The organism is Paraburkholderia sp. MPAMCS5, assembly GCF_036016995.1.
GTDB lineage: Bacteria > Pseudomonadota > Gammaproteobacteria > Burkholderiales > Burkholderiaceae > Paraburkholderia.
In genome coordinates this window covers 296,342-317,878 of record NZ_JAYXBK010000007.1, presented here as the reverse complement: position 1 = coordinate 317,878, position 21,537 = coordinate 296,342, and the positions used below count along the sequence as shown (strand labels likewise).

General features: G+C 57.2%; 18 protein-coding genes. 8 read left to right on the top strand and 10 right to left on the bottom strand.

The window, feature by feature from the left end:
* Nucleotides 1-7: 7 nt before the first annotated feature.
* From VOM14_RS18685 to VOM14_RS18675, 3 genes are all read right to left on the bottom strand, one after another.
* Nucleotides 8-235, bottom strand: coding sequence for a hypothetical protein (locus VOM14_RS18685; protein WP_327630213.1), 228 nt, complete (start codon nucleotides 233-235; stop codon nucleotides 8-10).
* 71 nt (nucleotides 236-306) lie between these two features.
* Complete coding sequence (locus tag VOM14_RS18680) at nucleotides 307-606, bottom strand: cyclic-phosphate processing receiver domain-containing protein (RefSeq protein WP_327630212.1); 300 nt, start codon at nucleotides 604-606, stop codon at nucleotides 307-309.
* Nucleotides 603-1,064 carry a hypothetical protein gene (locus VOM14_RS18675; protein ID WP_327630211.1) on the bottom strand — a complete coding sequence of 154 codons (462 nt, stop codon included), beginning with the start codon at nucleotides 1,062-1,064 and terminating at the stop codon, nucleotides 603-605. Before VOM14_RS18675 ends, VOM14_RS18680 begins: the two co-directional genes overlap by 4 nt.
* Nucleotides 1,065-1,204: 140 nt before the next feature.
* On the opposite strand from VOM14_RS18675, the gene VOM14_RS18670 reads away from it, so the two are divergent.
* Both VOM14_RS18670 and VOM14_RS18665 read left to right on the top strand, forming a co-directional pair.
* Complete coding sequence (locus VOM14_RS18670) at nucleotides 1,205-1,450, top strand: hypothetical protein (RefSeq protein WP_327630210.1); 246 nt, start codon at nucleotides 1,205-1,207, stop codon at nucleotides 1,448-1,450.
* Between the two features lie 68 nt (nucleotides 1,451-1,518).
* Complete coding sequence (locus VOM14_RS18665; RefSeq protein WP_327630209.1) at nucleotides 1,519-2,259, top strand: hypothetical protein; 741 nt, start codon at nucleotides 1,519-1,521, stop codon at nucleotides 2,257-2,259.
* 364 nt (nucleotides 2,260-2,623) lie between these two features.
* Here VOM14_RS18665 and VOM14_RS18660 read toward each other — a convergent pair whose 3' ends face one another.
* Together VOM14_RS18660 and VOM14_RS18655 are read right to left on the bottom strand one after the other, a co-directional pair.
* Entirely contained in the window at nucleotides 2,624-4,408 is a 1,785-nt protein-coding gene (locus VOM14_RS18660) for a tetratricopeptide repeat protein (RefSeq protein ID WP_327630208.1), read from the bottom strand.
* Nucleotides 4,408-5,076, bottom strand: a complete 669-nt coding sequence (locus VOM14_RS18655; RefSeq protein ID WP_327630207.1) for a hypothetical protein — start codon at nucleotides 5,074-5,076, stop codon at nucleotides 4,408-4,410. The genes VOM14_RS18660 and VOM14_RS18655 overlap by 1 nt, the downstream gene beginning before the upstream one ends.
* A 671-nt stretch (nucleotides 5,077-5,747) precedes the next feature.
* Between VOM14_RS18655 and VOM14_RS18650 the strand changes: the two genes are divergently transcribed.
* Nucleotides 5,748-6,617: a hypothetical protein gene (locus tag VOM14_RS18650; protein ID WP_327630206.1), complete on the top strand. Its 870-nt coding sequence runs from the start codon at nucleotides 5,748-5,750 to the stop codon at nucleotides 6,615-6,617.
* Nucleotides 6,618-6,755: 138 nt separating this feature from the next.
* Here the strand turns inward: VOM14_RS18650 and VOM14_RS18645 are convergent, their stop codons facing one another.
* From VOM14_RS18645 to VOM14_RS18635, 3 genes are read right to left on the bottom strand one after another with little or no spacing between them, the layout of a single operon-like run.
* A complete protein-coding gene (locus VOM14_RS18645; protein WP_327630205.1) occupies nucleotides 6,756-7,700 on the bottom strand; it encodes an SIR2 family protein in 945 nt (314 codons plus the stop codon).
* Nucleotide 7,701: 1 nt separating this feature from the next.
* Nucleotides 7,702-8,385, bottom strand: a complete 684-nt coding sequence (locus tag VOM14_RS18640; protein ID WP_327630204.1) for a hypothetical protein — start codon at nucleotides 8,383-8,385, stop codon at nucleotides 7,702-7,704.
* On the bottom strand, nucleotides 8,382-10,268 hold the full coding sequence (locus VOM14_RS18635) for a hypothetical protein (protein ID WP_327630203.1): 1,887 nt from the start codon (nucleotides 10,266-10,268) through the stop codon (nucleotides 8,382-8,384). Before VOM14_RS18635 ends, VOM14_RS18640 begins: the two co-directional genes overlap by 4 nt.
* Nucleotides 10,269-11,392: 1,124 nt before the next feature.
* On the opposite strand from VOM14_RS18635, the gene VOM14_RS18630 reads away from it, so the two are divergent.
* The 5 genes from VOM14_RS18630 (at nucleotide 11,393) to VOM14_RS18610 (ending at nucleotide 18,026) form a co-directional block, all read left to right on the top strand.
* Nucleotides 11,393-13,036: an AAA family ATPase gene (locus tag VOM14_RS18630; protein WP_327630202.1), complete on the top strand. Its 1,644-nt coding sequence runs from the start codon at nucleotides 11,393-11,395 to the stop codon at nucleotides 13,034-13,036.
* 5 nt (nucleotides 13,037-13,041) lie between these two features.
* Nucleotides 13,042-13,899, top strand: coding sequence for an HNH endonuclease signature motif containing protein (locus VOM14_RS18625; RefSeq protein WP_327630201.1), 858 nt, complete (start codon nucleotides 13,042-13,044; stop codon nucleotides 13,897-13,899).
* A gap of 186 nt (nucleotides 13,900-14,085) precedes the next feature.
* Nucleotides 14,086-15,702, top strand: a complete 1,617-nt coding sequence (locus VOM14_RS18620) for a hypothetical protein (RefSeq protein WP_327630200.1) — start codon at nucleotides 14,086-14,088, stop codon at nucleotides 15,700-15,702.
* A 214-nt stretch (nucleotides 15,703-15,916) separates the two neighbouring features.
* Nucleotides 15,917-17,095: a GIY-YIG nuclease family protein gene (locus tag VOM14_RS18615; RefSeq protein ID WP_327630199.1), complete on the top strand. Its 1,179-nt coding sequence runs from the start codon at nucleotides 15,917-15,919 to the stop codon at nucleotides 17,093-17,095.
* A gap of 451 nt (nucleotides 17,096-17,546) precedes the next feature.
* Nucleotides 17,547-18,026, top strand: a complete 480-nt coding sequence (locus tag VOM14_RS18610; protein ID WP_327630198.1) for a hypothetical protein — start codon at nucleotides 17,547-17,549, stop codon at nucleotides 18,024-18,026.
* Nucleotides 18,027-18,295: 269 nt separating this feature from the next.
* Here VOM14_RS18610 and glmS read toward each other — a convergent pair whose 3' ends face one another.
* Together glmS and glmU are read right to left on the bottom strand one after the other, a co-directional pair.
* A complete protein-coding gene (gene glmS / locus VOM14_RS18605; RefSeq protein WP_327630197.1) occupies nucleotides 18,296-20,113 on the bottom strand; it encodes a glutamine--fructose-6-phosphate transaminase (isomerizing) in 1,818 nt (605 codons plus the stop codon).
* A 59-nt stretch (nucleotides 20,114-20,172) separates the two neighbouring features.
* Complete coding sequence (gene glmU / locus VOM14_RS18600; RefSeq protein WP_327630196.1) at nucleotides 20,173-21,534, bottom strand: bifunctional UDP-N-acetylglucosamine diphosphorylase/glucosamine-1-phosphate N-acetyltransferase GlmU; 1,362 nt, start codon at nucleotides 21,532-21,534, stop codon at nucleotides 20,173-20,175.
* Nucleotides 21,535-21,537 lie beyond the last annotated feature (3 nt).

Here is a 21,537-nt window from a genome sequence, read left to right as displayed (position 1 = left end):
CTATTCGTCAGTGAAATGACTTGCGTGCGAGCAGTGCGTCCAACGCATCGCGCGCTGCCTGAAGTTCGGTGATAGCGGCTGTCAGACGGGCGAGCAGCAACGTTCGGTCAGATTGGTTCAATCCCGTGTTGAATTTTTCTTCAATAGCTTGAGACGCGAGTTGCACTTCTCGAGCAGCATTGGCGACGCGCGCGACCGCAGCCGCTTCTTCGCTGTTTTGTTCCGGTTTTCCCATCAGGTTTCTTCAGTTATTTGGACTCGCTTGCAGCGGTCAAAGGCGCCCTGCTTCACGCGGCCTGCGCGCGCTTACCTGTGCTTAAGCGCGAGACGTTCGATTGCGAGCACCCCTGCCTCCATCTTAGCTCGCGCGGAGCTGTTGGCAGAATGCACAACAATCTTGGGCGGCCGGAAGCCGCGAAGAGCAACAGCCTCTTCTATCCAGAGCACAACGTCGTAGCCGGTTCCGCGCGTGTCATCGCCCAAGTCGTGGTCAAGGCTAATTTCGACGACCGTGCCAGTCTCGAGTAAGCGGATTGCCTCCAAAGGCCAATATACGCGCGTCCACCCTTGCGGGGTAGCGCGCTCATCATCCAGAAAGACTTTCATATGCGGGCGAAAGCCACCGACGTTGAGTCATCACGCTGCGGTTCGGCATGACGTGCGCGATGTGGTTGAGCGCAGTTCACGCAATACACCGCGAGCTCGCGTTCGTCGCGCACGTTAGCTGTGACGAGCCACGGCTTAGACGCGTCCTCGAGCTTGGCCATGCAGACCGAGACATGAGGCTGACGCCGGTCGACAGGCCGGAGACACAACGAGCATGGGACGGTCTTTCCGTCACCCGACGGGTACGGCGTGGTCAGCGTCGACGTGATGGCGACCTCAGCGTAGTCGCTGCATTCAATCCCACAGAAGTCTGTGACCAGTTCATCCTCAGACACCATCACTACGTTTCCAGAAGGCGTGGCTGTTACGGTCTGGCTCCGTTTCGACAAACTGAAGTAATCTTCGCGAAGCTCGCATTCACATACGCCGCAACGGAGGCCTTCAAAAGAGGTGCGCATGCTCGTTCATCTCCTCGATGTCGCGGCGACCGGACGTGTCGCCGAACGAGCACCACTGTAGCGAGGCATTGGGACAAGACGAGTCTCGGTTGGAGTGCACACTATCTGTTGGCGGCCAAAATTTGACAAGGAGCAGACGCGTGAAGGATGAGGCACTCGGAGATATCCCCGCATCGGAACTGGTGACGCTGATGGATTACTGCGTATGGGAAGTCAACCACAACGGTCGCGCTACTGTGCAGGCTTGGCGCGACGAACTCTCCACGCGAGCAGACGCGGCAGACACGGAGGTTGTGCGAGCAATCGCCATCTGCGATGAATATCTGGCTCCAGAGGGTTCAGCGGAGGCGTTGGCAGCACAAGCGATAGCGTGGCCCAGCGATTAACGCAACAGCGCTACACCTAAAGAAAATGCGGCGAAGGTCGATAAACATAGGCCCCGAAACTCGTTTTCATGAAGCGGTTCAGAACAAACGAGTTTCAGCAGGGGCTCCTACTATCAAAAAAGACCACCGAGGATACCGTGAAGCATCTCCGCCTTATTTCGTTGACGTCTGTCGTTTTGGCATTGACCGGATGTGTGTCAGGCGCGTCGCACTACTCAGCACCTACTGCCTACAAAACCAATGAGAACACCGTCGTTGTCGCCCGGTCTCGTGATGCGGCATGGCAAGCAGCTATTCCCAAGCTGAGCAAGGAGTTTTTTGTCATCAATACCATCGACAAGAGCTCTGGCATTGTTAACATCAGCTACGCTGGCGACCCGTCGAAATATATCGACTGCGGCCGAGTTCACTCAGAAGTGAAGAACGTTCAAGGCGAGCGAGTGTACGACATTGCTGCTGCATCACCCATTCAGCAATTTGAGGGTACCGGCTGGGTTGGAGCTTTTCATTCGCCGCGCCTCACTAACATCGACCGTCGCGTGTCGCTCGATGGCCGAATGAACATCGTCTTCGAAGACGTTGATGCGACCCACACCCGCATTACGGTAAGCTCTCGGTATATCGTTAAGCGTGATACGACCATGACGATTGTGCCCGAGGGTATTACTCAGCGGTCAAGCGACTCCGTTTCGTTCAACACCGCAGGTTCGGCGTCGTTCCCAATGCCCGCCAACTCCACCGGCACGGCAACCACGTGTACCGCGAATAATCAGTTCGAGGCTCAAATCCTCGACTTGGTCAAGTCTTAACGGTGACGGGCCGGTGGGAATCGGCCTTGCGACACATCGACTTTGAAACTTGCATGCGCGGCCAGAAGCGCCGCGCTGTCATTTGATTTTGCGTGTCAGACTGACTTAGGAGCAGTAGCCGCCATTGTGATGCGAGCCGGTTCCTCCATGAGGATGCTCGCCCTTCGGACACGCGTGAGCAACATTGGCAACGCAAAGCAGAGCGACGATGACAGCAACGAATTTTTTCATAGAGTCTCCCGATTGTCGTTCATCGGCGAATCAACCGCCGACGGTCACAATGTGACTCTCAAGTTATCGGCAAGGTGCCACATCCCTTGAGAGCATATTCGGCGCAGCTTCGCGCTTCTCCGAAAAGCTGTGACTAAAGCCCTTCGGGTCGCTTATTCTCGGAGAACCACGCAATGCTCTCGTTGTACATCTGCAGGACTGCGGGGTCGGTCTCAATTTTCAGTCTGTCATTCAGAAAACCGAGCGTCTTCTGCTTGTCAGCCGAGAATTGGTACGCGAGCCACATGGCGTCCAGCGCATGCGGTCTGTCATGCATCCTCGCGAACGTCGCTGCCAACGGCGCCCAGACACTCGTGCGCCTCGGATTTATCGTGAGCGCAACACCGGCAACGTTTATTGATTGCGCATAATTGCCTGCGACCGAGTAAGCGTACGACAGGTTGCTTTGAACCTCCTCATCGCTGGGGTCCGCAGCCACGGCAGACGACAGAAGCCCGACTGCTTCGCTCGCATTGTTTGCGTTTAGTGCAGCCAAACCTGCCACATTTAGCTTTCGCGCAGCAGCACGGTCCCCACGCACAGGTTTAGGCAGTGCCCCCAAAGATGCAGCTGCAGCCATTGCCGCCGCCAGGTTTTCCGCTCGCGCCGCAGTCATCATCTGGACTGCACAAGCACTAGCTGATGTGCAGGTCGCGGAGAAGGCAGTCGTGTTCACAGGTTGCGGCGCCGTAGGCGCAGCATCGGTGCTTGCAGTTGAAGAGTTACCTTGGCGCGAAAAACTCGGTGGGTCGTCTTTCTTCACCAAGACGTATTTGTTGTTCTTCGCAAACTGGTAGACATGGTCCGCAACGTACGTCTTCTGGTCAGGAATCGAGTACGAGTAGACGACTTTGACGTCGTAATGATGCGGGTCCTTCCCTTTCAAGAACGTTGTTTCCGCTTCTACTGACTCGGTGTCTGACGCGCCGGTATCGTAGTCAGAAATCACACTCTCAAATTTTTTATCAGAGCCCTTCCGCATGAAGATGTCAGTCGACGCCGTCTGGTAGCCCTGATGCATGTCATGCCCTTTTACAACCAGAGCGAAACTGTCGTCACCAGCAGGGACCCACTTAAAGCTGTCACCCACACTACCCATTGCCCCCATGGAGGCGACGAATGGGTCGGTGGACTCTACTTTCCAGTCGGAGCCATTTCGGACGAACACAGCCAAACCGAGGAGGCCGGTACACGCATGGCAACCGCCGTCCGGCGGTACGGCGTTCGTCACAAAAAGCTTCTTCTGTTGGCCGCCCTCCGTAAAGTCGAAGGTCGCCATCGTGGTGACATTCATGGACCCGTCTGCCGACAAGTTCAGATTCTGCGCCCAAGGTAGATTCTTCGGGACTGATACATCAGTCCACACGGCCGCCTTCTTCTGCTCGTCGTAGGAGCCGTAGAGTAATTCGAGCGCTGCTGGAGCGTTGAATTCGCCGTGAATCGCGCGAGAAGCCAACGCGATGGTGCAAGCAGCAGTCATCAACTCGCTCATCCCAGGCTCTGACTTGGCAGCGACGCTCGTCTCGTTGCCCGGATATTCTTTGAGCGCAGTGCCATCATCGCGGTACTGAGTGCCAACAAGGCGACGCGTGGTGTCGCGGCAGTTGGTCAGCGAATCAAACCGTGCGTATCCGCCTGCAAAGGTCTTCAGCGTATGGACTAGGTAGCCGCCATTGGCGCGCTTGATGTCATTGCCGTTGAACCACAACTGCGCGGCGTCTCCCGTCTGCGAGACCTGCGTGTAGCCTGGAAATTGTTGTGCCGCTGGCGCGGCGGCCGGCGTGGACGAATCCTTTCCGCAACCGGCGATGACCGCGCACGAAAATAGAGTCGCGAGCAGCGCCGGCTTGCGACCAAAACTGAGCACTTGGGTCGCCATCACACTGGCTCCAAGTGGCTTTCTTCTTCTGTGCGCGCTGAAGCACTTACTCGAATCGAGTTGCGCGTGTTCCGCTCGATAGCGAGCAGGACCAGGACCAAGCTGAACAATGCAATCAAGAGCAGTCCAGCGCCGAATCCAGCTGCCGCGAACTTGAGCGTCTCCCATTTTCGCATGCGAGCAACAGTCGCTTCATCGTAGCGTTCAGCTTTGAGTTTCATGTACGCGTTGATTGCGTCCACCGGGTCGAGCTTATTGGATTCAGCGGCCGACACGACCGTGCCCAACTCGTCGATGTATGCTTGGCGTTCATCTCTCGGCACCTTGTCCAAGTGATTTCTGATGACCTGTGCGTTGCTACCGGAAACGTATTTCTGGAGCGAAAACGGAATGCGATAACCGTAAAGCGGGCTGTCCTGAGGCTCTTGATTGGCTGGCGGCTGAGCACCTTGAGGTAGGCGCGGGGCATCAACCACCGGCTCTGGCGGCTTTATCTGATTGATGATTTCCGAAGGTGTTACCTTTGTCTGTACCTCATCATTCCACACGGACGCGCCGTAGATTGCTATACCGATGATGGCAAGCAAAAACACGCTGACGCATACCAGCGCGACGGCGCGGGTGATGTTGAATAGAGCTTTACGCTCAAAACCTTCGATTACGCTCATACCGGCCCCTTTTATTAACGACGCGCGCCGTGACCATACGGCGGCTTATCCACCGGGATATCGACCGTCGCGAAAGGACCTTTAGGGGTGATTTACTGAATAAAATGGGGGTGAGCAAAGCGAGAAAGGAGCAAGCGTCGACACGCAGGCTTTGGCACGCGGCACTCCGGGCAGAAGGATTTAGTATGGAGAAGACGTTATCGTTCGCAATATCCTGCAGTCGGACCATCGTGTAGTCCTGCTCGCGTCTGAAGACGAAACTCCGCGGGCGTCTTGGTTTCAGTTCTAGCCATGTCCTTTCCGTTAATTTTGCTCTATTCGCCGAACCGTTGAGGTTCCGAGCGTGCTGGTTGGCGACGTATCCCATGGCAGCAGCAACGCCGAGCACTTTCTCTAGCGTTTACGGTGCGACGCCCTTGCCGCCAGAGTTCAGCACGCGCGAAGCGGTAAAGACCGAGACATTCGCCCCGGCGCTGACATCGTGCAAGGTTGGACGAGCCTTCTGCTCCATGACATACCCAAAAATCAAAACGTTTGGGTAGCTCAAAGCCGATTATGCGGCTTGTTCCATTTGGGTTATCCCCAGTCGACCTGTCACCAGTGGAAAAAGCGCAAGTTCGCTGGCCCTTGACCGTTAACTCGCCAAATAGAAACAAAAGGAACTCGGTGCCGTGAATCATCTGAAGCAAATTGATGCTGCCAAATTCGTTAGCGCTCTAAAGCGCAAGCTGCACAAGGAGACAGATGGCGACCTTGCCGCTCATCTCGGAATAAGCCTCGGTACTCTGAGGAGATGGCTTACTTATGGAGTTACTGAAGAGCGTCTCGCTGGAGCATTCGCGTCAGCAATAACTGCCAGCCGAGGAGCCGAAAGCAAGAAAATCGCAAATGACGCGGTCGACCGCCTGCGCGAGAAGTTGGGCGAATCCGCGTCCAATCACCTCGCACTAAAGCTCGGCATCTCTGTGGGGACACTGGGAAATTGGACAACACGGGGCGTGACCGGACGGAAGTTGGCCGACGGGCTCGTAAAGGCTCGAAATTGCGCCGTGGCCTCAGCGCATGCAGATGCCATCGCACCTATCGTCGAGTACTACCCGCTCGCGGCGGAGCGCAAAACTCCGAATAGCAAAGCGAGATTGTTTCCAACGGGACAGGAGTCGGCGAAAGTGTACAAGGGCTTGAAGGAAGAGCTCGAAAGCGCGCATGGAATTTACATCTTCTATGATTCTCGTGGGCGAGCGCTCTACTTGGGCAAAGCTCAACGACTTACCCTGTGGACGGAAATGCACTCCGCATTTAATCGTACGAGAGACACTCAGAGCGTATTTCGAGTCCAACATCCTCAAATAGGCCAATTCAAGACATCGACAGAAAAGCGGCGCCAAGTACAACGGACGAAGCGGCGCTTGTGGCACATGGCTGAGTACTTCTCCGCCTATCGTGTCGATAATGGCCTAATCAACGAGCTCGAGGCGCTACTGGTGCGTAGTTTTGCCAATGACCTACTGAACGTCAAGATGGAAAAATTCGGCAAATAGTCTTCGACCTTAATTGGCTGGTCGTGACACCTGCTCGACTTGGAGCACAGCAGCAGGTGCAGGAAGTTTTTGCTTGGCGAAGGTGACCCTCACCAAACGGTTTCTCGCTGCAACGAGCCAGAAGGCCACCTAAGTCGCTCAAACCCGGCCCTCGCCAGCGAAGAGCTTGGCTTGAACCAGCATTTCGGCAGAAGCGTGACACACCTTCATAAGGTAGTCGGGTATCTCGTTGTAGTGCGCGAAGGTCTCACACCAAACACCACGGTGTTTCCAAGTATCGATGTTTGGGTCCCCTTCAACGCAAAGGCGAATACCCCAGTAGCGACGCCCTGTCGCCTTAGAAACGTGAGTACCTCGTGCTTTCGTGATGAGGTTCGAGAGGTTCTTGTCGGTCCCGGAAAGCCCAACAAACAGCGGAATAGCTGATTGAAATAAGGATAGCAAACGAACGTGCCAAGGATTCGTTACGTCGCCGATAATGTTGTCAAAATCGAGAGCGGTGAGCGCGATGCTTTCACTCGATGGGAACATCGGTCGGCGGCTGAGAAATCCGTGCGGATGAAGAACGGACACATCTTCGTTGTGAAACCAATCCGGCTGATTCGAGTAGGGGTAAGCGAAGATTCCTCGACGCATCAGATACGTCTCAGCTAAGTCGTCGAAATTGAAAGTCACGAGCGTCCCATGCCCGCGTCTGCACGAAAGCATCACGACGGTACATATCGCTTCGAGCAGTTCGCTGCGTAAAGCACTTTGCTCGACGAATGGCTTCAATGCACCTGTGACCGGCTCGCGCGTGGAGTACAGCGCGTCCTTGATGACCTGCAAGAACCTGCCGGGCGTGTCTTGCATCGTGTGAGCCAAAGCTTCGATTGCAGCATTGTCGTCAACCTTTGCCGCGCGTGGTACCCGTGCAAGCTCGTGTGCGTTCTGGACTAGGTCGCCCCAACTCGGGAGCCCACAGCCCATTGACGCCCCCGCACCCAACACGAGCACGAGTTGGTTATCGACGATGCTGCGTGCAAGCAGGCTCAGCACCTTCGCAGGGTCATCCCACGCATCGTCGTGGCTGTACTCGTCCATACTAAGGTTTGACTCGCCAGTGGATGAAGTTTCCGCGACGCACGTGCGATAGCGCCTTATCTACAGCCTCCAACGAAGTCGCACCACGATAGTAGAAACTTATCTCGCCTTGCGTGCTGAGGCTCAAGACTTCCTGCTCGCTGCGGACTTCGCGCAAGGTGACACGGTAGGGATTCAGGTGCTTCAGGATGTCGCGGACTAGGCCCGCGCTTCCAAGGTCATCTCCAAACAGGGATAGCGTTCGCACGGACCGGCCGTACCCGTCTACTGAGGCATAAAGGGACCCCATACGATATGTTGTGGTTGCGACGGATGGGTCACCGTCTGGAAAGACCGAGTCCTTAACGAGTCCGGCTACATCGATTAACGGGCGTTCGACGTTTTTGGTCAGACGCATGCGCCCGAGAAACTGCTGAACAATATCGGAATGTATCGACGCCAAGAGAAAGCGTTCTTCGACATCGCGCAGGAGAAGCGGGTAGATGAAGCGGCCATCGTCCGCTTGGTCGCGATGCTCGACGCCCGCGTCGAAATCGGTCGTCCAGTTGAACAGATGCCATCCATGCGACGCGATTGCACCGTGATATTCAACGTCAGGCAGCCGGCTCGCGACCGCGGGAAATGCCTCCTCGGTCTTCAACCGGAGTAGAAGTCCAGAGTAATTCGCCCGCTGTGCGCTCGTCATGGCTTCTCCGAAAAAGCGAGCTTATGAAGCATCCACAATGCTTTACGCGGCTTCGGTGCCCGGTCTCGTGCGAACGTGACCAGGAAGTCCAGCGGATTCGTAACCTGCCATTCGTCCAAGCGATTCTCTTTCAAAGGCTTCGCACGCCGCTTCGAGGTCGGGATTTCGCGGGCGATGGCACTGCGCGTCTCCGGGTCGTAGAAGAAGCCCAACACAAGCTTCACAATCGGAACCCGCCAATACATCTTGCGCTTAAAAAATTCTTTGTGGTCACGCAGCCTTTCGTACGCGAACTTCAGGTACTGACTGTCTGCAGAATTACTGTTCAGCGAGGCGAGCTGCGCAAGCACTACATCGTACGTGACATCCAAAAAGTCGATGCCTCGCTGATGGCTCGACAAGACAGCCACCAAGCTACGCACGAGATACTCGTCAATGCGACTCTGGATGTTGGGAATCACGTCCCAGCTCTCCCAGATGGACGTCATATAAAGCTCTACGTTCCGGCCATAGAAGTATTGGAAGTCCAGCAAGTGTGTGATGAGTTCCACCATCTCACCGTGATAGCGCTCAACGAGCTCAAGCACTTTGGTGCTATCAATCGTCGCCCCGTGTCGCGCCTTATCGTCACGTTCGAACTCCAGCCACATATAAGCGGTGATTAGCTGCTTTTGGGCTTGGTCGAGCGCCGTCCTTGGAGCAAAATTCTTGGCCGGAGTTACAAGTGCTGCCAGCCGTTTGGCCCCCTCGTCGGTGTTGACACCCTCGAGCAGCGGGCGAAGCAAAGTCGACGTGAGCGTATGCGAAAGTTCATGCGTTAGCGTCAGCGGTGTCCATGCGTACATGTTGCAACTGGAAATAAGCTCGAGCGGCGCGCTCAACGTGAACGATGTGCTTCGGTAACCGTCCCGACCACTAAAGTACGCAATCAGCTTCGAATACTTTTGCGGCGCCGCGCGTGGCGCAAGGACTACTTTTTCGAGCCAATGCACCTTACATTTGTCGCTAGCGAAGCCCGCCGTCGTAAGAGTGGTGTCGTCGCATGACACGGATGCGAGGCGGTCGATTTTCTCTGCTAATCGCGAAGCGTCGAGAGCGAAGTCGTACTGTCTGCGGATATTGACGAGCGCCTGCGTGGCAGTGCCGATACCTAGAAGCGAATGGGTCCAAAAGTGACATTCGGTTTCGAGAATCGGCGATGTGCCAGCGAAAGTCTGTGATGAGAAGCGTGAGAGAGCCGCGTTGACGTTCGCGAGCCACGCGAGCTTGGCGACAGAGTGGCTTTGTGTAGCGTCGAGCACGCGCTGGAAAGCCTCATCAAAACTGGCAATGTCAGCTTCCATCTCTGGAAGATAGCGTGCACACTTGGCGCGTGTCACAGCGATAAGCGTTCGATATTCTTCTGACGCGCTGCGCAGTTGGCTAGCCACGGGGAGCTTGGGTACAACGATGCCCAGCGGTTGCTTCGAGATTTGCGCCGGGCTGAACTCCACATGGCCAATTCGCGAGCCAATGACTTGCCAGCCTTCCCAAGGAATGCCTGAGGCTTTCGCGTGGTCTAGTAGTCGTGCGAGGGCAGAATCGGCCGGATTGTCCGAAACGGCGATTAGATTGTGGATGCCATAGCTCAGGAAGCAAGTCAGGCCATCAAGATTCAGAGTGCCCGGGTCAACAGGGCCAATGAACACGATGAACCAAGACTTGCCTTCTTCAACGACCGGAAAACGCGCACCTTCTAACGGAAAAATGGGACTTGACCGTGTGGTCCAGTCCCATTGCTCGAGCGCGTCGTCATACGTCGAAACTACCCTAACTTCATGGCCGCGAAGGTCTGAAGACCTATTCAGAAGCAGGAAAACCTGCTCCCCGGCAAGTTCTACCACCCATCCCTCGTTTTAATAGTTCGACAGATACTCGCCTGTCGAAGGGTCTCTCTTCACCGCGACGCCGTCCTTTGCGAGCGTCAAGAGACTACCCACCGCGTGCTGTTGAGCGCGAGGTCCGGTAATATTTGCCGCATCATGGTCAAAGTGGCCGTAATAGCGCCCGCCAAGGGTGCATTCCAGGTCCAACACTTTGAGAAGGTCGTCAGGACGGAACATTTTTGGTCGTTTTTGTAGTGGAGTGATAGTTTTCACTGCACGGCCGAACACTCTAAAGCACGCTTTTCTCCCGCGCAAGTCAGAAATGTACGCAAGGGCGCGGTCAATTTAGGCGAAAGGCCTTGTGGTCATGGATGGTGCGCTGTAGCAAGCAGACTAATTCAGGTCTGGGACGTTTTGCGACTGTGACGCAACGGCGCACGACCATTGCAGATAAGCAAAACGCGTCGAACCCCATATCGTTCGACAAAATAATCATGACGCATGCATAGAACACCCTCTTAATCTAAGAGACGCGCAGCAATGTTCCACGCTTGCTCCTTTCGACGATGAGCAGTTTGCCCCCAACGTTGAAAGCACTGGGAAGTTCAGCCGCTGCGTCCATCTCGGTGCCACAAATTTACCCTCTCCTTGATAACGGAAAACTCGATTGCCATGCGAGGGCTCGCTGCGCCACCCCTCACGCGCCTATTGCTGAAGCGACGTTCGAGAGGCGACGTCGTTCGATATTGTCGCCACATAGTTCGGGCTCGGCCATCGGCCTTCCGCATGGTCCCGGTCCTCACTATCGCGGTCCAACTACCGGCAACCTTTCGCCCGGCGGCTCGCGTCGCTTGTCCGGCTAGTAACCCGTACACCGTATTAGGAGTCTCGGGTCGTCCTTGCGCATGGCGCTGAGAACATGTGCACCGTATCCCCGTGTCAAAGCACATTGCGAGGCAGGGCACCTGCGGGTCATTGAATGCGTGAACTTGGCTAGAAGGGCGTCGAAATTGATACGATTCGAGTTCGGATGCCGCAGCACCGCGACCCTTTGGCAAATTCGGAAGAGCCCGCCGCCGGCATCGGCGTCGCGGAATGATTTCGAGTGTCGCAGAACGGCACGAACACAAGGACCTGCCTAGATGGAATCGCCGCGAATCATAGTCACCGGCCCCCGGTTAAACGCTGCTCAGCCCAGCGAGCCAGGGATGTTTCGATTGGCTCAAAACCGATGGGATGACTACGGTTACAAAACCTCGTATGACCTCGGCTATGTGAACGAAAGCGGTCAGCTCCGTTCAATCGGAATGGTGAAGATTCTTCGTCGCGGGCAGCAGCCTAGCGATACGCAACTACTTCAACAATCGTTCGATTCACTGCCTGACGACTTCGTGTCTCTGGGAATGTCGCTCGACTATTACCAGCGGATGGCGGACATGCCTCGAAAGGACAGAGACTTCATTCTTGAGGCGTTGCACGACGTGCTGCACAACAATTCGAGGATGAGCGGCATCGATGAAGAGGAGGGTTGGCGGAAATCCGTCCTACGGGACATCGACCCCAACTCAAACTTCATGTCCATGGCACGCATCGTTCTCACGCAGGACTACAGTGCGCTTCCAAGCGTCGATGCGAGCTTTAGCTTTGCTATGCCTGGCTGGGGTTCTTCCCTTGAGTTTTCATTTGACGCTCCTTTCGTCGAGGACGTACGGCCATATCAGGAGCGAGATGGAAAAGCAGAGCTGCCGCGTCGGGTCTCAGTAGTCATCGGCAGAAACGGGTCTGGAAAGAGCACGCTTCTATCAAGACTTGCGCGCGTTGCCCACGCATCAAGGCGCGACCGCAACCGCAGCCGGATGTCCCACATCGGAACTCTTAACCCAATCGGGCTTGGTTTTTCCCGAGTAATTACTGTTTCGTACAGTGCCTTCGACAACTTCCAGGTTCCGGGTATGACCGCTGAGGACCGTCGAACCATTGCGCAAGAGATATCGAAGGGCACCGGTCGTTTTGTGTTCTGCGGTCTGCGCGACATCGGAGCGGAGCTCGAAGCGGAACTCGCGAGCCCCTCGGCAGAGGGTGACATCAAATCGCCGGTCGGGGACCGCCAAGACGTTACGGTCCTCAAATCTGCGAACGCGCTTGCCGCAGAGTTCTCGCGGATTATTACGCGTATCGAGGAAACGAAGAGGTTCTCGTTGCTGCGACGCGCGCTCAAGCCGGTGTTGGACGACCCGTCATTTAACGATGTCCGCGATACGCTGCTTCAAACAATCATGAGCGCCGATTGTGGGAACGCGTTTATAAACTGGAGCACTGGGCACAAGATTGTTCTGCATGTCGTGTGCAGTCTCGTCGCCTACGTTGAAAAGCAAGCGCTGGTTCTCTTTGACGAACCGGAGACCCATCTTCATCCACCGCTATTGGCCGCACTGATGCACTCGCTGCGGCGCGTTCTTTCGGAGCAGGAAGCCTACGCAGTCGTTGCGACTCATTCCCCTGTTGTCCTGCAGGAGACGATGGCGGCACACGTCCACGTCATCTCTCGCGAAGGAGGAGAAACCGTAGTTCAGCGACCGGTCGGCGAGACGTTTGGCGAGAATATCGGTCTGCTCACCTCGAATGTCTTCAGCCTCACATCCCAGGTCACAGACTTCAACGACACTCTGTCCAAGCTTGCCCTGCAGACGCGTGACCTCCAAAAGATTGAGGCGCTCTTCGCAGAAGGTGGGCTGAGCGTCCAAGCGCGCGCATACGTAATGGCTGTCCTGGCTCGGCAAGGCTAACGCAGATGTGGAAGCTCCCCTTGCCGGACAGTACCGATGCTATAGAAGAACTCGTTACGGCCCTGTCTCCGGTAGGCGGCGTTGTCGTACCGCTGTCTGAGGACGACCGCGCTGCCTTCGCCGCGCTGTATGAAGCCTATGACCGAGGTTTCGGAAATCCGTCACCAGAATTGTTGCCAGCCAACATTTCTCCCGCGTTGGCGCAAGCGGTGCATGACGGGTATGACTCGACGCAAAAAAACGGGCGTCTCAAACGCCTGAGAGAGAGGCTTCAAGCGAATATCTCGAGGTGCCCATTCTGCGGCTTTGCTGCTGTGACCTCGCTCGACCATCACCTCCCTCGCTCTGACTACAAAGCGCTAGCCGTGTACTGTAGGAACCTCATTCCCGCATGCGGAGCTTGCAATCAGAAGAAGGGAGTTGGCGTTCAGGGTCCGGGCGGCGATGACGAAAGGTTCCTCAACGCGTACTTTTACGAAATCCCGCCCGAGAGATTCTTCCGCGCCGACTGCTCGATGCAGAATAACGCGCTGGTCTGTAACTTCGACGTGGTACAGACAGAAGGGCTTGCGAATAACGTCTATGAGCGGCTGCGGTATCAATTCCGAAAACTCGAACTGAATCGGCGATTGCAACCAGAGGTCACGGACCTCCTTCTAACGCTCAAGCCCACAGTCGAAATGCTTACACAGCAAGGCCTTGGTGCAGACGGCGTCGAGGTGTACCTGCGGTCATCAGCGGAGTCGTATGTGGAAATCTTTGGCGCGAACCACTGGAAGACGGCGATGTTTTACGGACTCGCCGAGTGCGCTGAGTTCTGCGAACAGGGATACCTCCTAGGTACGCGGCAATTCGGCGCCTAATAGCTGAGTTGCAGGGAAACGGTCGCGGCGTGAGCGGCCGACGTATGCCAGAGGAAGTCACTCATCGCTCTAAAGACGCCAACGCTCTGCACAGGGGGCTTCAAATAAAGTTCGTAAGCGCCTAAAGAATAACTTTGCCGCTGTCGTAATCTTCGATGCCAACAATAAGATAGACATCGGGGAATCATGGGCTTATTCGGGAGCAAGATTGGTGCGTTGGGCAGCGGACTCAAGGATTCGCTGGCCGAAGCCAAGGCAAAAGCAGCTGCGTTAGCTGAACGAGTGGAAGTGCCTGCCGCGCTGAACGACATCACCCAAGCCGCGTCGAACAAAGCTAGAGACTACGCGGCTACAGGGCGCGAACATGCGGGCAAGATTGTTGACAAGGTGAGCGAACGCCTCGGCGATGTCGACTACGATGCGCTCGGCCGGCGCGAAACCTACGTCACTAAGTTTCGCGAGTACGCAGAAGTCGGCAGCGAAAAAGTTTCGACCTACTTCAAAGCGACGTTTGAGGTCGACAAGACCACTGCGCAGATGGTTGATGACGTCCGTCGTCGCTTGCCAGTTCCCGTATCGAGCGTCGACGACATCTTCACGCAGTGCAAACGGGAGGCTCTTCAGCGAACTGCCGCGGCGTTCTTTTTCGGGCAGGGTATGACCGAACTAGACGAGGAGCTTGCGGCACGATATGCAAATCTCTCGATGAGCTTCAAAGAGTTCAAAGAAGAGAATCAGGACATGAAGAACTCGCCGAACTTCGCGGCGATGCAGAATGCCCGAGCAGATGCCCGCCCTACAGTCACGCATCTCGAAAACGGCTACAACAGCGCGCAGCCGCTGGACCCGTACGAAGCCGACATCGAGCATATAGTCCCCAAAGCGCAGTTATACAACGACTGGATTTTCCGTCTGGGGACAAACGACGGTGAGATTATCGACCTCGTCAATGTGAACGAGAACCTCATCTTCGCTGACTCAAGCCTAAATCGGTCGAAAAACTCGACCGACCTGCTCGCGTATATGGAAGCTAACGGCTCGCCTGACCCCATTGACCCTGATGTACTGCATTTCTCCGTCGGCGGGCAGGACGTCACGGTGAGCAAGTCGGAGGCGGTCGAAAAGTACGAGAAGGCGCAAGAGAGAATCGCCAATGAGCGACTTGAGTCGGCGAAGACTATCGGCTTCAGTTTGGCGGAGTCCGGCGCTCGCATGGCAGCTCAGCAGGTCGTCGGTCTCATTCTCATGGAGACCATCGACATCTTCGTCGACGAAATCAGAGACATTGCGGTCAACGGGAAGTTTTTCGACGAGAACGGCCTACTGGCCAACATCAACACGCGCCGAGAACGCATCTCGAGCCAGTTGAAGACTCGTTTCGAGGAACGCCGCATCTGGGCACGGGCAAGGGCCGCCGGTATCGAAGGCGGTGTCGCCGGCGTCCTGAGTGCCATCCCTCAAATTCTGATTTCATTGCTCGTCCAGATGCCTGGATACGTGCTTTCAATAATCCGTGAATGCACGTTATCGACGGTACGTTGTGTCCGCGTCCTGATGAGCGATGACGCCGACAAGCTCGCCAGCATTAAGGTCATTATGACGGGCGCTGCCGCTGGCGTGATGAGTGCCTACGTTTCCAACGTGATATCAAAGGGTGTCGCGACTGTACCGCTGCTCAACATGTTCAATGGCAAAGTCACAACGGTACTGACAGGCGTCGTTGTCACCGCAGTGCCGTTGGGCGCAATCTATGTTTTCGAAAAGAACAAAGCAAAGTTCGTATTCAAAGCCCTGAGTACGTGAAAGCGCGGGCAGACGCCTGCACACTCGCGAGACTCAGAGCGCATGCGGCCTGAATGCACGACAGTGAATGGCTCGCGGTGAAGAGCCATGGTGCGATGACCTAAAAGTCCTGTATGCAGACGGCTGTTACCACACGGTAGCCGTCGTCGTCCTGCTGTAAGCTATCAGACCCAATCAAGCATTTAAAAGTACAAGAGTTATCGGGGGGGCGAACGTGGAAGGCTACGTCTACGTGATTTCTAATAAGGGAATGCCGGACTATGTGAAGGTCGGCCACACTACTCGCTCTCCAGAGGAGCGAGCCCTTGAGTTGAGCGGAACGGCAACTCCGTTTCCTGCGGTCGTCGAGTATTCCGTTTTCGTCGAAAACGCGCGGGCGGTCGAACTTGAAGTGCATTGCCGATTGGCGAAGGTTCGTGCGAGCAAGACTCGCGAGTGGTTCAAATGCTCGCGTACGAAAGCGATTGAAACAATAAAGGCTTCGATTGGACCAGCCACGCAGCGAGAGCACGACCGCGTGGTAGCCGAAGAGGAAGCGCGACTACGAGTTGTCGAGTCAAAAAGGCAGGCAGAGCAGAAACGGCAAGACGATGAGACAGAGAACGTTTTCGAGGAAGCCCGGAAGGTCGCGCGGGCGGCGGTATATGTCAAATACAATCCCAGACGCGAAGCGCTTGCAAGGCCGCCCCATTTTGTGCTTTTCTGGATTCCAAGCTCCCTAGCGGTCATGTTCGTACTCGCGATGCTCGGGGTCACGGATAAGCCAAATGAGCTTCTGCCAGTTTCGCTCTTTTTGGGTGCGATACTGGGCAGCATCTGGCAAATGCGCGCGCAAGGTCGAAGGGAAAACTCGTCGCGATATCTCGCGCTTATCGCTACCCGTGATTCGGAGTTGGCGGCCATCGCGAATCGCCGGGACGGTCATGCAATGATGGCTAGTGCATCAGCAACTGCCTCAAAGAACCCACTGATACAACCTCAATCGAAGTCGATTTCAATGCCGGCGAGCCAACAAGCGGGAGTGGCGGCCACTGCATCTGAACAGCCTAGGACCGAAGTCGGGCCTACTGCTGCAGCGTTGAGCCAACCTAGTTGGTTGTCCGCCGCAAGTGCACCACGTACTGCAGGGCAACCGCGTGGCTGGATTTCCGGGCGCGGAAACGTGCAAACATCTTCGCATACGGAACCGACAGTAATACACCCAGAGCAAGTAAACCGTATCGAACAGTCGAAGGGGAGCATAAGTGACGGCCGGCCGAGTTGGTTGGTTGCCGCGTCGAAGCCGACTCTTGCCGAAGCCCGCAGTCCGGGGTTTGATGTCGCGGGCTTGAATGAACTGGTAGAGCCGCCGCCCTTCGGTGGAAGCATCTTGAGGCGACACCAGCGAGACTAAGCCGTCAAACGGTCTCGTCGCTATCGTGATGGACAGTGATTCTGGCGACCGATAGCTTTCGGATGTCGCCAAGCCCTCACTTCTTCGCACATGAGAGAGCGGGGTCCCCGACACGCGGCACCCACACAACGCAAATCATGTTCTCAGTTTGAAACTCACGCGAGCGGCTCCCGGGATGAGACATGACGTAGCTCCACGACCCGTCGTCATCGCCAGGCTTGCACGCACTCAGAACCAGCAGCAACAGTATTGCTGACATCAATCTCATTTTTAGGTCTCCGTTGGTCGGCGAAGCTCGAGGTCGTATCGACGCTTCTCGTCCGCCGCTCAGAAACTTATCTGGTCATTGGGACGCAGAGCGTCTCGATGACCAGTTCAAATGGACGAAGTCTGCCGATTGTCTGATGGCTGACCGGGCACGGCCATATAAGCCGTCGTCGCTATCGGCTGGATGGACGACTCGATTGAAATCGAAGAAACGAAAAAACGCGCGACGACCGCCGAGCTGGCGTCGACGCTGGTTGAGTTGGTGGAAATTCTGCTGACAGATGTGGCGACTGATGTCGAAGTGGTCGCACGAGAGCTTGGGCTCAGGGACGAGAAGCGGGAACGGCTTCGACGGGCATTGGACCGGGTTGGGTGTGCGCGGGGAGTGCTGGAGGCGACGAGGCAGATTGGACTAGGGCAGCCGAAGCAGTTGGAGCAGCCGAAGGAGTCCGGGCGGGTGACGGAGGTGGTGTCGGCAGAGGGAGGGACGTGTGGCGGCAGGGATGTTGACAGCAGTGATGGCCACGAGAGAGACGATTCGCTAGACGTAGTGGAACGCGTTGGGGGTGCGGTGCTAGTGCTCGCGGGGGATTGGCCGCAGGACTACCCGTCGGGGGCAGTCGAGTGGCTCATTTTGGATGCAATGGAGCGGCCGGCGGGGTAGAAGTCGGGCTTTTCTGACCCCAGACGCCCCAAAATCACCCCCCGCTAATAGCGTCCCTCAAGGGCGCCGGGGGCGGTTTTTTCTGGAATCAGAGGGGGGTTAAACAGGGGTATTTTCTTCAGCGTGCACCGCGCCGAATGATAGTGTCCCCAGCCTTGTCCCGTAAGGGTTTGCGGGAAATTTCACCCCCCTCGAGGGACACTTCTAGCAAAGGGGTGAGGGACGCTTTCATTCTTTGCGGGCACGCTTTTCGCTCCACAACCCTTCCCTCACTCCACCGTGACCGACTTCGCCAGGTTCCGCGGCTTATCCACATCCGTGCCTCGCGCGCACGCCGTGTGATACGCGAGCAATTGCAGCGGCACCACGTGCAGGATCGGCGACAACAAACCGTAATGCTCGGGCATGCGAATGACGTGCAGGCCTTCGTCGTTGACGATCTTCGTGTCCGCATCGGCGAAAACATACAACTCGCCGCCGCGCGCGCGCACTTCCTGAATATTCGACTTCAGCTTTTCCAGCAGCGCGTCGTTCGGCGCGACCGTGACCACCGGCATGGCTTCCGTCACGAGCGCGAGCGGCCCGTGCTTCAACTCGCCAGCCGGATAAGCCTCTGCATGAATGTAGGAAATTTCCTTCAGCTTCAACGCGCCTTCGAGCGCGATCGGATAGTGCATGCCGCGCCCGAGGAAAAGCGCGTGTTCCTTGCGCGAAAATTCCTCCGACCACGCGATGATCTGCGGTTCCAGCGCCAGCACACTGTTCAGCGCCGCCGGCAAATGACGCAGCCGCTTCAGGTATTCCGCTTCCTGTTCCGGCGTCACGCGCCCGCGCAGCTTTGCGAGGGTGACGGCCAGCACGAATAGCGCGACGAGTTGCGTGGTGAACGCCTTCGTGGATGCCACGCCGATCTCGCGGCCCGCGTGCGTGAGAAACGCCAGTTCGGTCTGCCGCACCATCGCGCTCGTGCTGACATTGCAGACGGCGAGCGTATGACGATGCCCAAGCTCCTGCGCATGCTTGAGCGCCGCGAGCGTGTCCGCCGTTTCGCCCGATTGCGAAATCACGACCACCAGCGACTTCGGATTCGGCACCGACTCCCGATAGCGATACTCGCTCGCAATCTCCACCTGCGTGGGAATTTTCGCGATCGATTCGAGCCAGTACTTCGCCGTGAGCCCCGAGTAGTAGCTCGTGCCGCAAGCGAGGATCAACAGATTGTCGATCTCCGCGAAAGCCTTGTCCGCGCCTTCGCCGAACAGCGAGGCCTCGAACGAATCGGCTTGAGGAATCGTGTCGGAAATTGCGCGCGGCTGCTCGAAAATTTCCTTCTGCATGAAGTGACGATACGGCCCGAGTTCGACCGCGCCGCCGTATGCCGCGACCTGACGCACCTCGCGCTGCGCCGCGTTGCCTTCACGGTCGACGATCCGCACGCTTTCCAGCGACAGCTCGCACACATCCCCTTCTTCGAGGAAGATGAAGCGCTCGGTGCTGCCCGCCAGCGCCAGCGCGTCGGACGCGAGGAAGTTCTCGCCTTCGCCGAGGCCCACGACGAGCGGCGAACCCTGCCGCGCGCCGACCACGGTGTGCGGCTGATCCTTATGCAAGACCGCGATCGCGTACGCACCATGCAATTGCGCGACCGCTTCGCGCACAGCGGCAAACAGATCGCCGCGATACAGGCTGTGAATCAGATGCGCGATAACCTCTGTGTCGGTTTGCGAGACGAAGGTGTAACCCTTGCCGCGCAGCATTTCCCGCAGAGATTCGTAGTTTTCGATAATGCCGTTGTGTACCAACGCCAGCGCATCTTTGGAGAAGATCGGATGCGCGTTGTCGGTGACCGGCGCGCCGTGCGTGGCCCAGCGCGTGTGAGCGATACCCGTGATGCCGCCAAGATGGCCTTCGCGAATCTGCTCGTCGAGATCGGCGACGCGCGCCACGCTCCGCGCGCGCGCGGGACCGTTGTCGCCAAGCACGGCGACGCCGCATGAATCGTAGCCGCGGTATTCGAGGCGACGCAGTCCTTCGACCAGGACGGGGACGATATTACGTTGCGCTGCCGCGCCAACAATGCCACACATGGCTCATTCCTTTTAAGTGCTGGATTTCGCCGGACGCGCCGCGCGCCCGCGCCGTTCCATCAACTCTTTTTCTTGACCGGGCGTACATAGCCCGTCTTGCTCGTTTGCGTCTTGTCGTTCAGGACCAGCGCGTCGGCTTCCACGTCCTTCCAGACCGTCGTGCCCGCCGCGATCGTCGCGCCCCGCTTCACGCGCACCGGCGCGACCAGTTGCGTGTCCGAACCGACGAACACGTCGTCTTCGATGATCGTGCGGAATTTGTTCGCGCCGTCGTAATTGCACGTGATGGTGCCCGCGCCGATATTCACGCGCGCGCCGACGTCCGAGTCGCCGATATACGTGAGGTGATTCGCCTTCGAACCGCGGCCGAGCACCGCGTTCTTCACCTCGACGAAATTGCCGACGTGCGATTCGTCGTGCAGCGACGTGCCGGGCCGCAGCCGCGCATAAGGTCCGAGCACGACGCTCGCGCCGACTTCGGCGCCTTCGATATGCGTGAACGCCTCGATGCGCGTGCCCGCACCGACGGCTGCGTTGCGGATCACGCAGTTCGGCCCGATCGTCACGTTATCGGCCAGCGTGACGCGGCCTTCGAAAACGCAGTTCACGTCGATGGCGACATCGCGGCCGCATTCGAGCGTGCCGCGCACGTCCAGACGCGCCGGGTCGGCCAGCGTCACGCCGCCGGCGAGCAACGCGTCCGCCACATTGCGCTGATGAATCCGCTCCAGCTCGGCAAGCTGCTGCTTGCTGTTCACCCCGAGCGTTTCCCATTCGTCTTGCGGCTGCGTGGTGACGACTTCGAGGCCGTCTTCGATGGCCATTTCGACCGCGTCGGTCAGATAAAACTCGCCCTGCGCGTTGTCGTTCTTCAACGCGGCGAGCCAGCCCGACAGGCGGCCGGTGGGCGCCACGATGATGCCTGTGTTGATTTCGGCAATCTGAAGCTGCTCGGCATTCGCGTCTTTCTGTTCGACGATGCGCGACACCTTGCCCGCCTGATCGCGCACGATGCGGCCGTAGCCGGTTGGATCGGCGAGCGTCACGGTCAGCACGCCATAACCGCCGTCGCCCGCACCCTCGACGAGCGCGCGCAGCGTGCTCGCGCGCGTGAGTGGCACATCGCCGTACAGCACCAGCGTGGGCACGGACGGATCGAGGAGCGGCAAAGCCTGCTGTACCGCGTGGCCCGTGCCGAGTTGTTGTTCCTGCACGGCGAATTGCAGATCGGGCGCGGCGACGGTTTCGCGCACAGCTTCCGCGCCGTGACCGATCACCACGACGAGGCGCGTGGGCGCGAGCGTGCGGGCAGTGTCGATGACATGAGCGAGGAGCGGCCGGCCGGCCAGGGGATGGAGCACCTTGGGAAGCGCGGAGCGCATCCGCTTACCGGTGCCTGCCGCCAAAATCACGATGTTCATGGC

Bases quoted from the DNA above. Each gene is read 5' to 3' on its own strand.
- VOM14_RS18685 (WP_327630213.1), bottom strand. From the start codon at position 235: ATGGGAAAACCGGAACAAAACAGCGAAGAAGCGGCTGCGGTCGCGCGC.
- VOM14_RS18680 (WP_327630212.1), bottom strand. From the start codon at position 606: ATGAAAGTCTTTCTGGATGATGAGCGCGCTACCCCGCAAGGGTGGACG.
- VOM14_RS18675 (WP_327630211.1), bottom strand. From the start codon at position 1,064: ATGCGCACCTCTTTTGAAGGCCTCCGTTGCGGCGTATGTGAATGCGAG.
- VOM14_RS18665 (WP_327630209.1), top strand. From the start codon at position 1,519: ATGAAGCGGTTCAGAACAAACGAGTTTCAGCAGGGGCTCCTACTATCA.
- VOM14_RS18660 (WP_327630208.1), bottom strand. From the start codon at position 4,408: ATGGCGACCCAAGTGCTCAGTTTTGGTCGCAAGCCGGCGCTGCTCGCG.
- VOM14_RS18655 (WP_327630207.1), bottom strand. From the start codon at position 5,076: ATGAGCGTAATCGAAGGTTTTGAGCGTAAAGCTCTATTCAACATCACC.
- VOM14_RS18645 (WP_327630205.1), bottom strand. From the start codon at position 7,700: ATGGACGAGTACAGCCACGACGATGCGTGGGATGACCCTGCGAAGGTG.
- VOM14_RS18640 (WP_327630204.1), bottom strand. From the start codon at position 8,385: ATGACGAGCGCACAGCGGGCGAATTACTCTGGACTTCTACTCCGGTTG.
- VOM14_RS18630 (WP_327630202.1), top strand. From the start codon at position 11,393: ATGGAATCGCCGCGAATCATAGTCACCGGCCCCCGGTTAAACGCTGCT.
- VOM14_RS18625 (WP_327630201.1), top strand. From the start codon at position 13,042: ATGTGGAAGCTCCCCTTGCCGGACAGTACCGATGCTATAGAAGAACTC.
- VOM14_RS18620 (WP_327630200.1), top strand. From the start codon at position 14,086: ATGGGCTTATTCGGGAGCAAGATTGGTGCGTTGGGCAGCGGACTCAAG.
- VOM14_RS18610 (WP_327630198.1), top strand. From the start codon at position 17,547: ATGGACGACTCGATTGAAATCGAAGAAACGAAAAAACGCGCGACGACC.
- glmS (WP_327630197.1), bottom strand. From the start codon at position 20,113: ATGTGTGGCATTGTTGGCGCGGCAGCGCAACGTAATATCGTCCCCGTC.
- glmU (WP_327630196.1), bottom strand. From the start codon at position 21,534: ATGAACATCGTGATTTTGGCGGCAGGCACCGGTAAGCGGATGCGCTCC.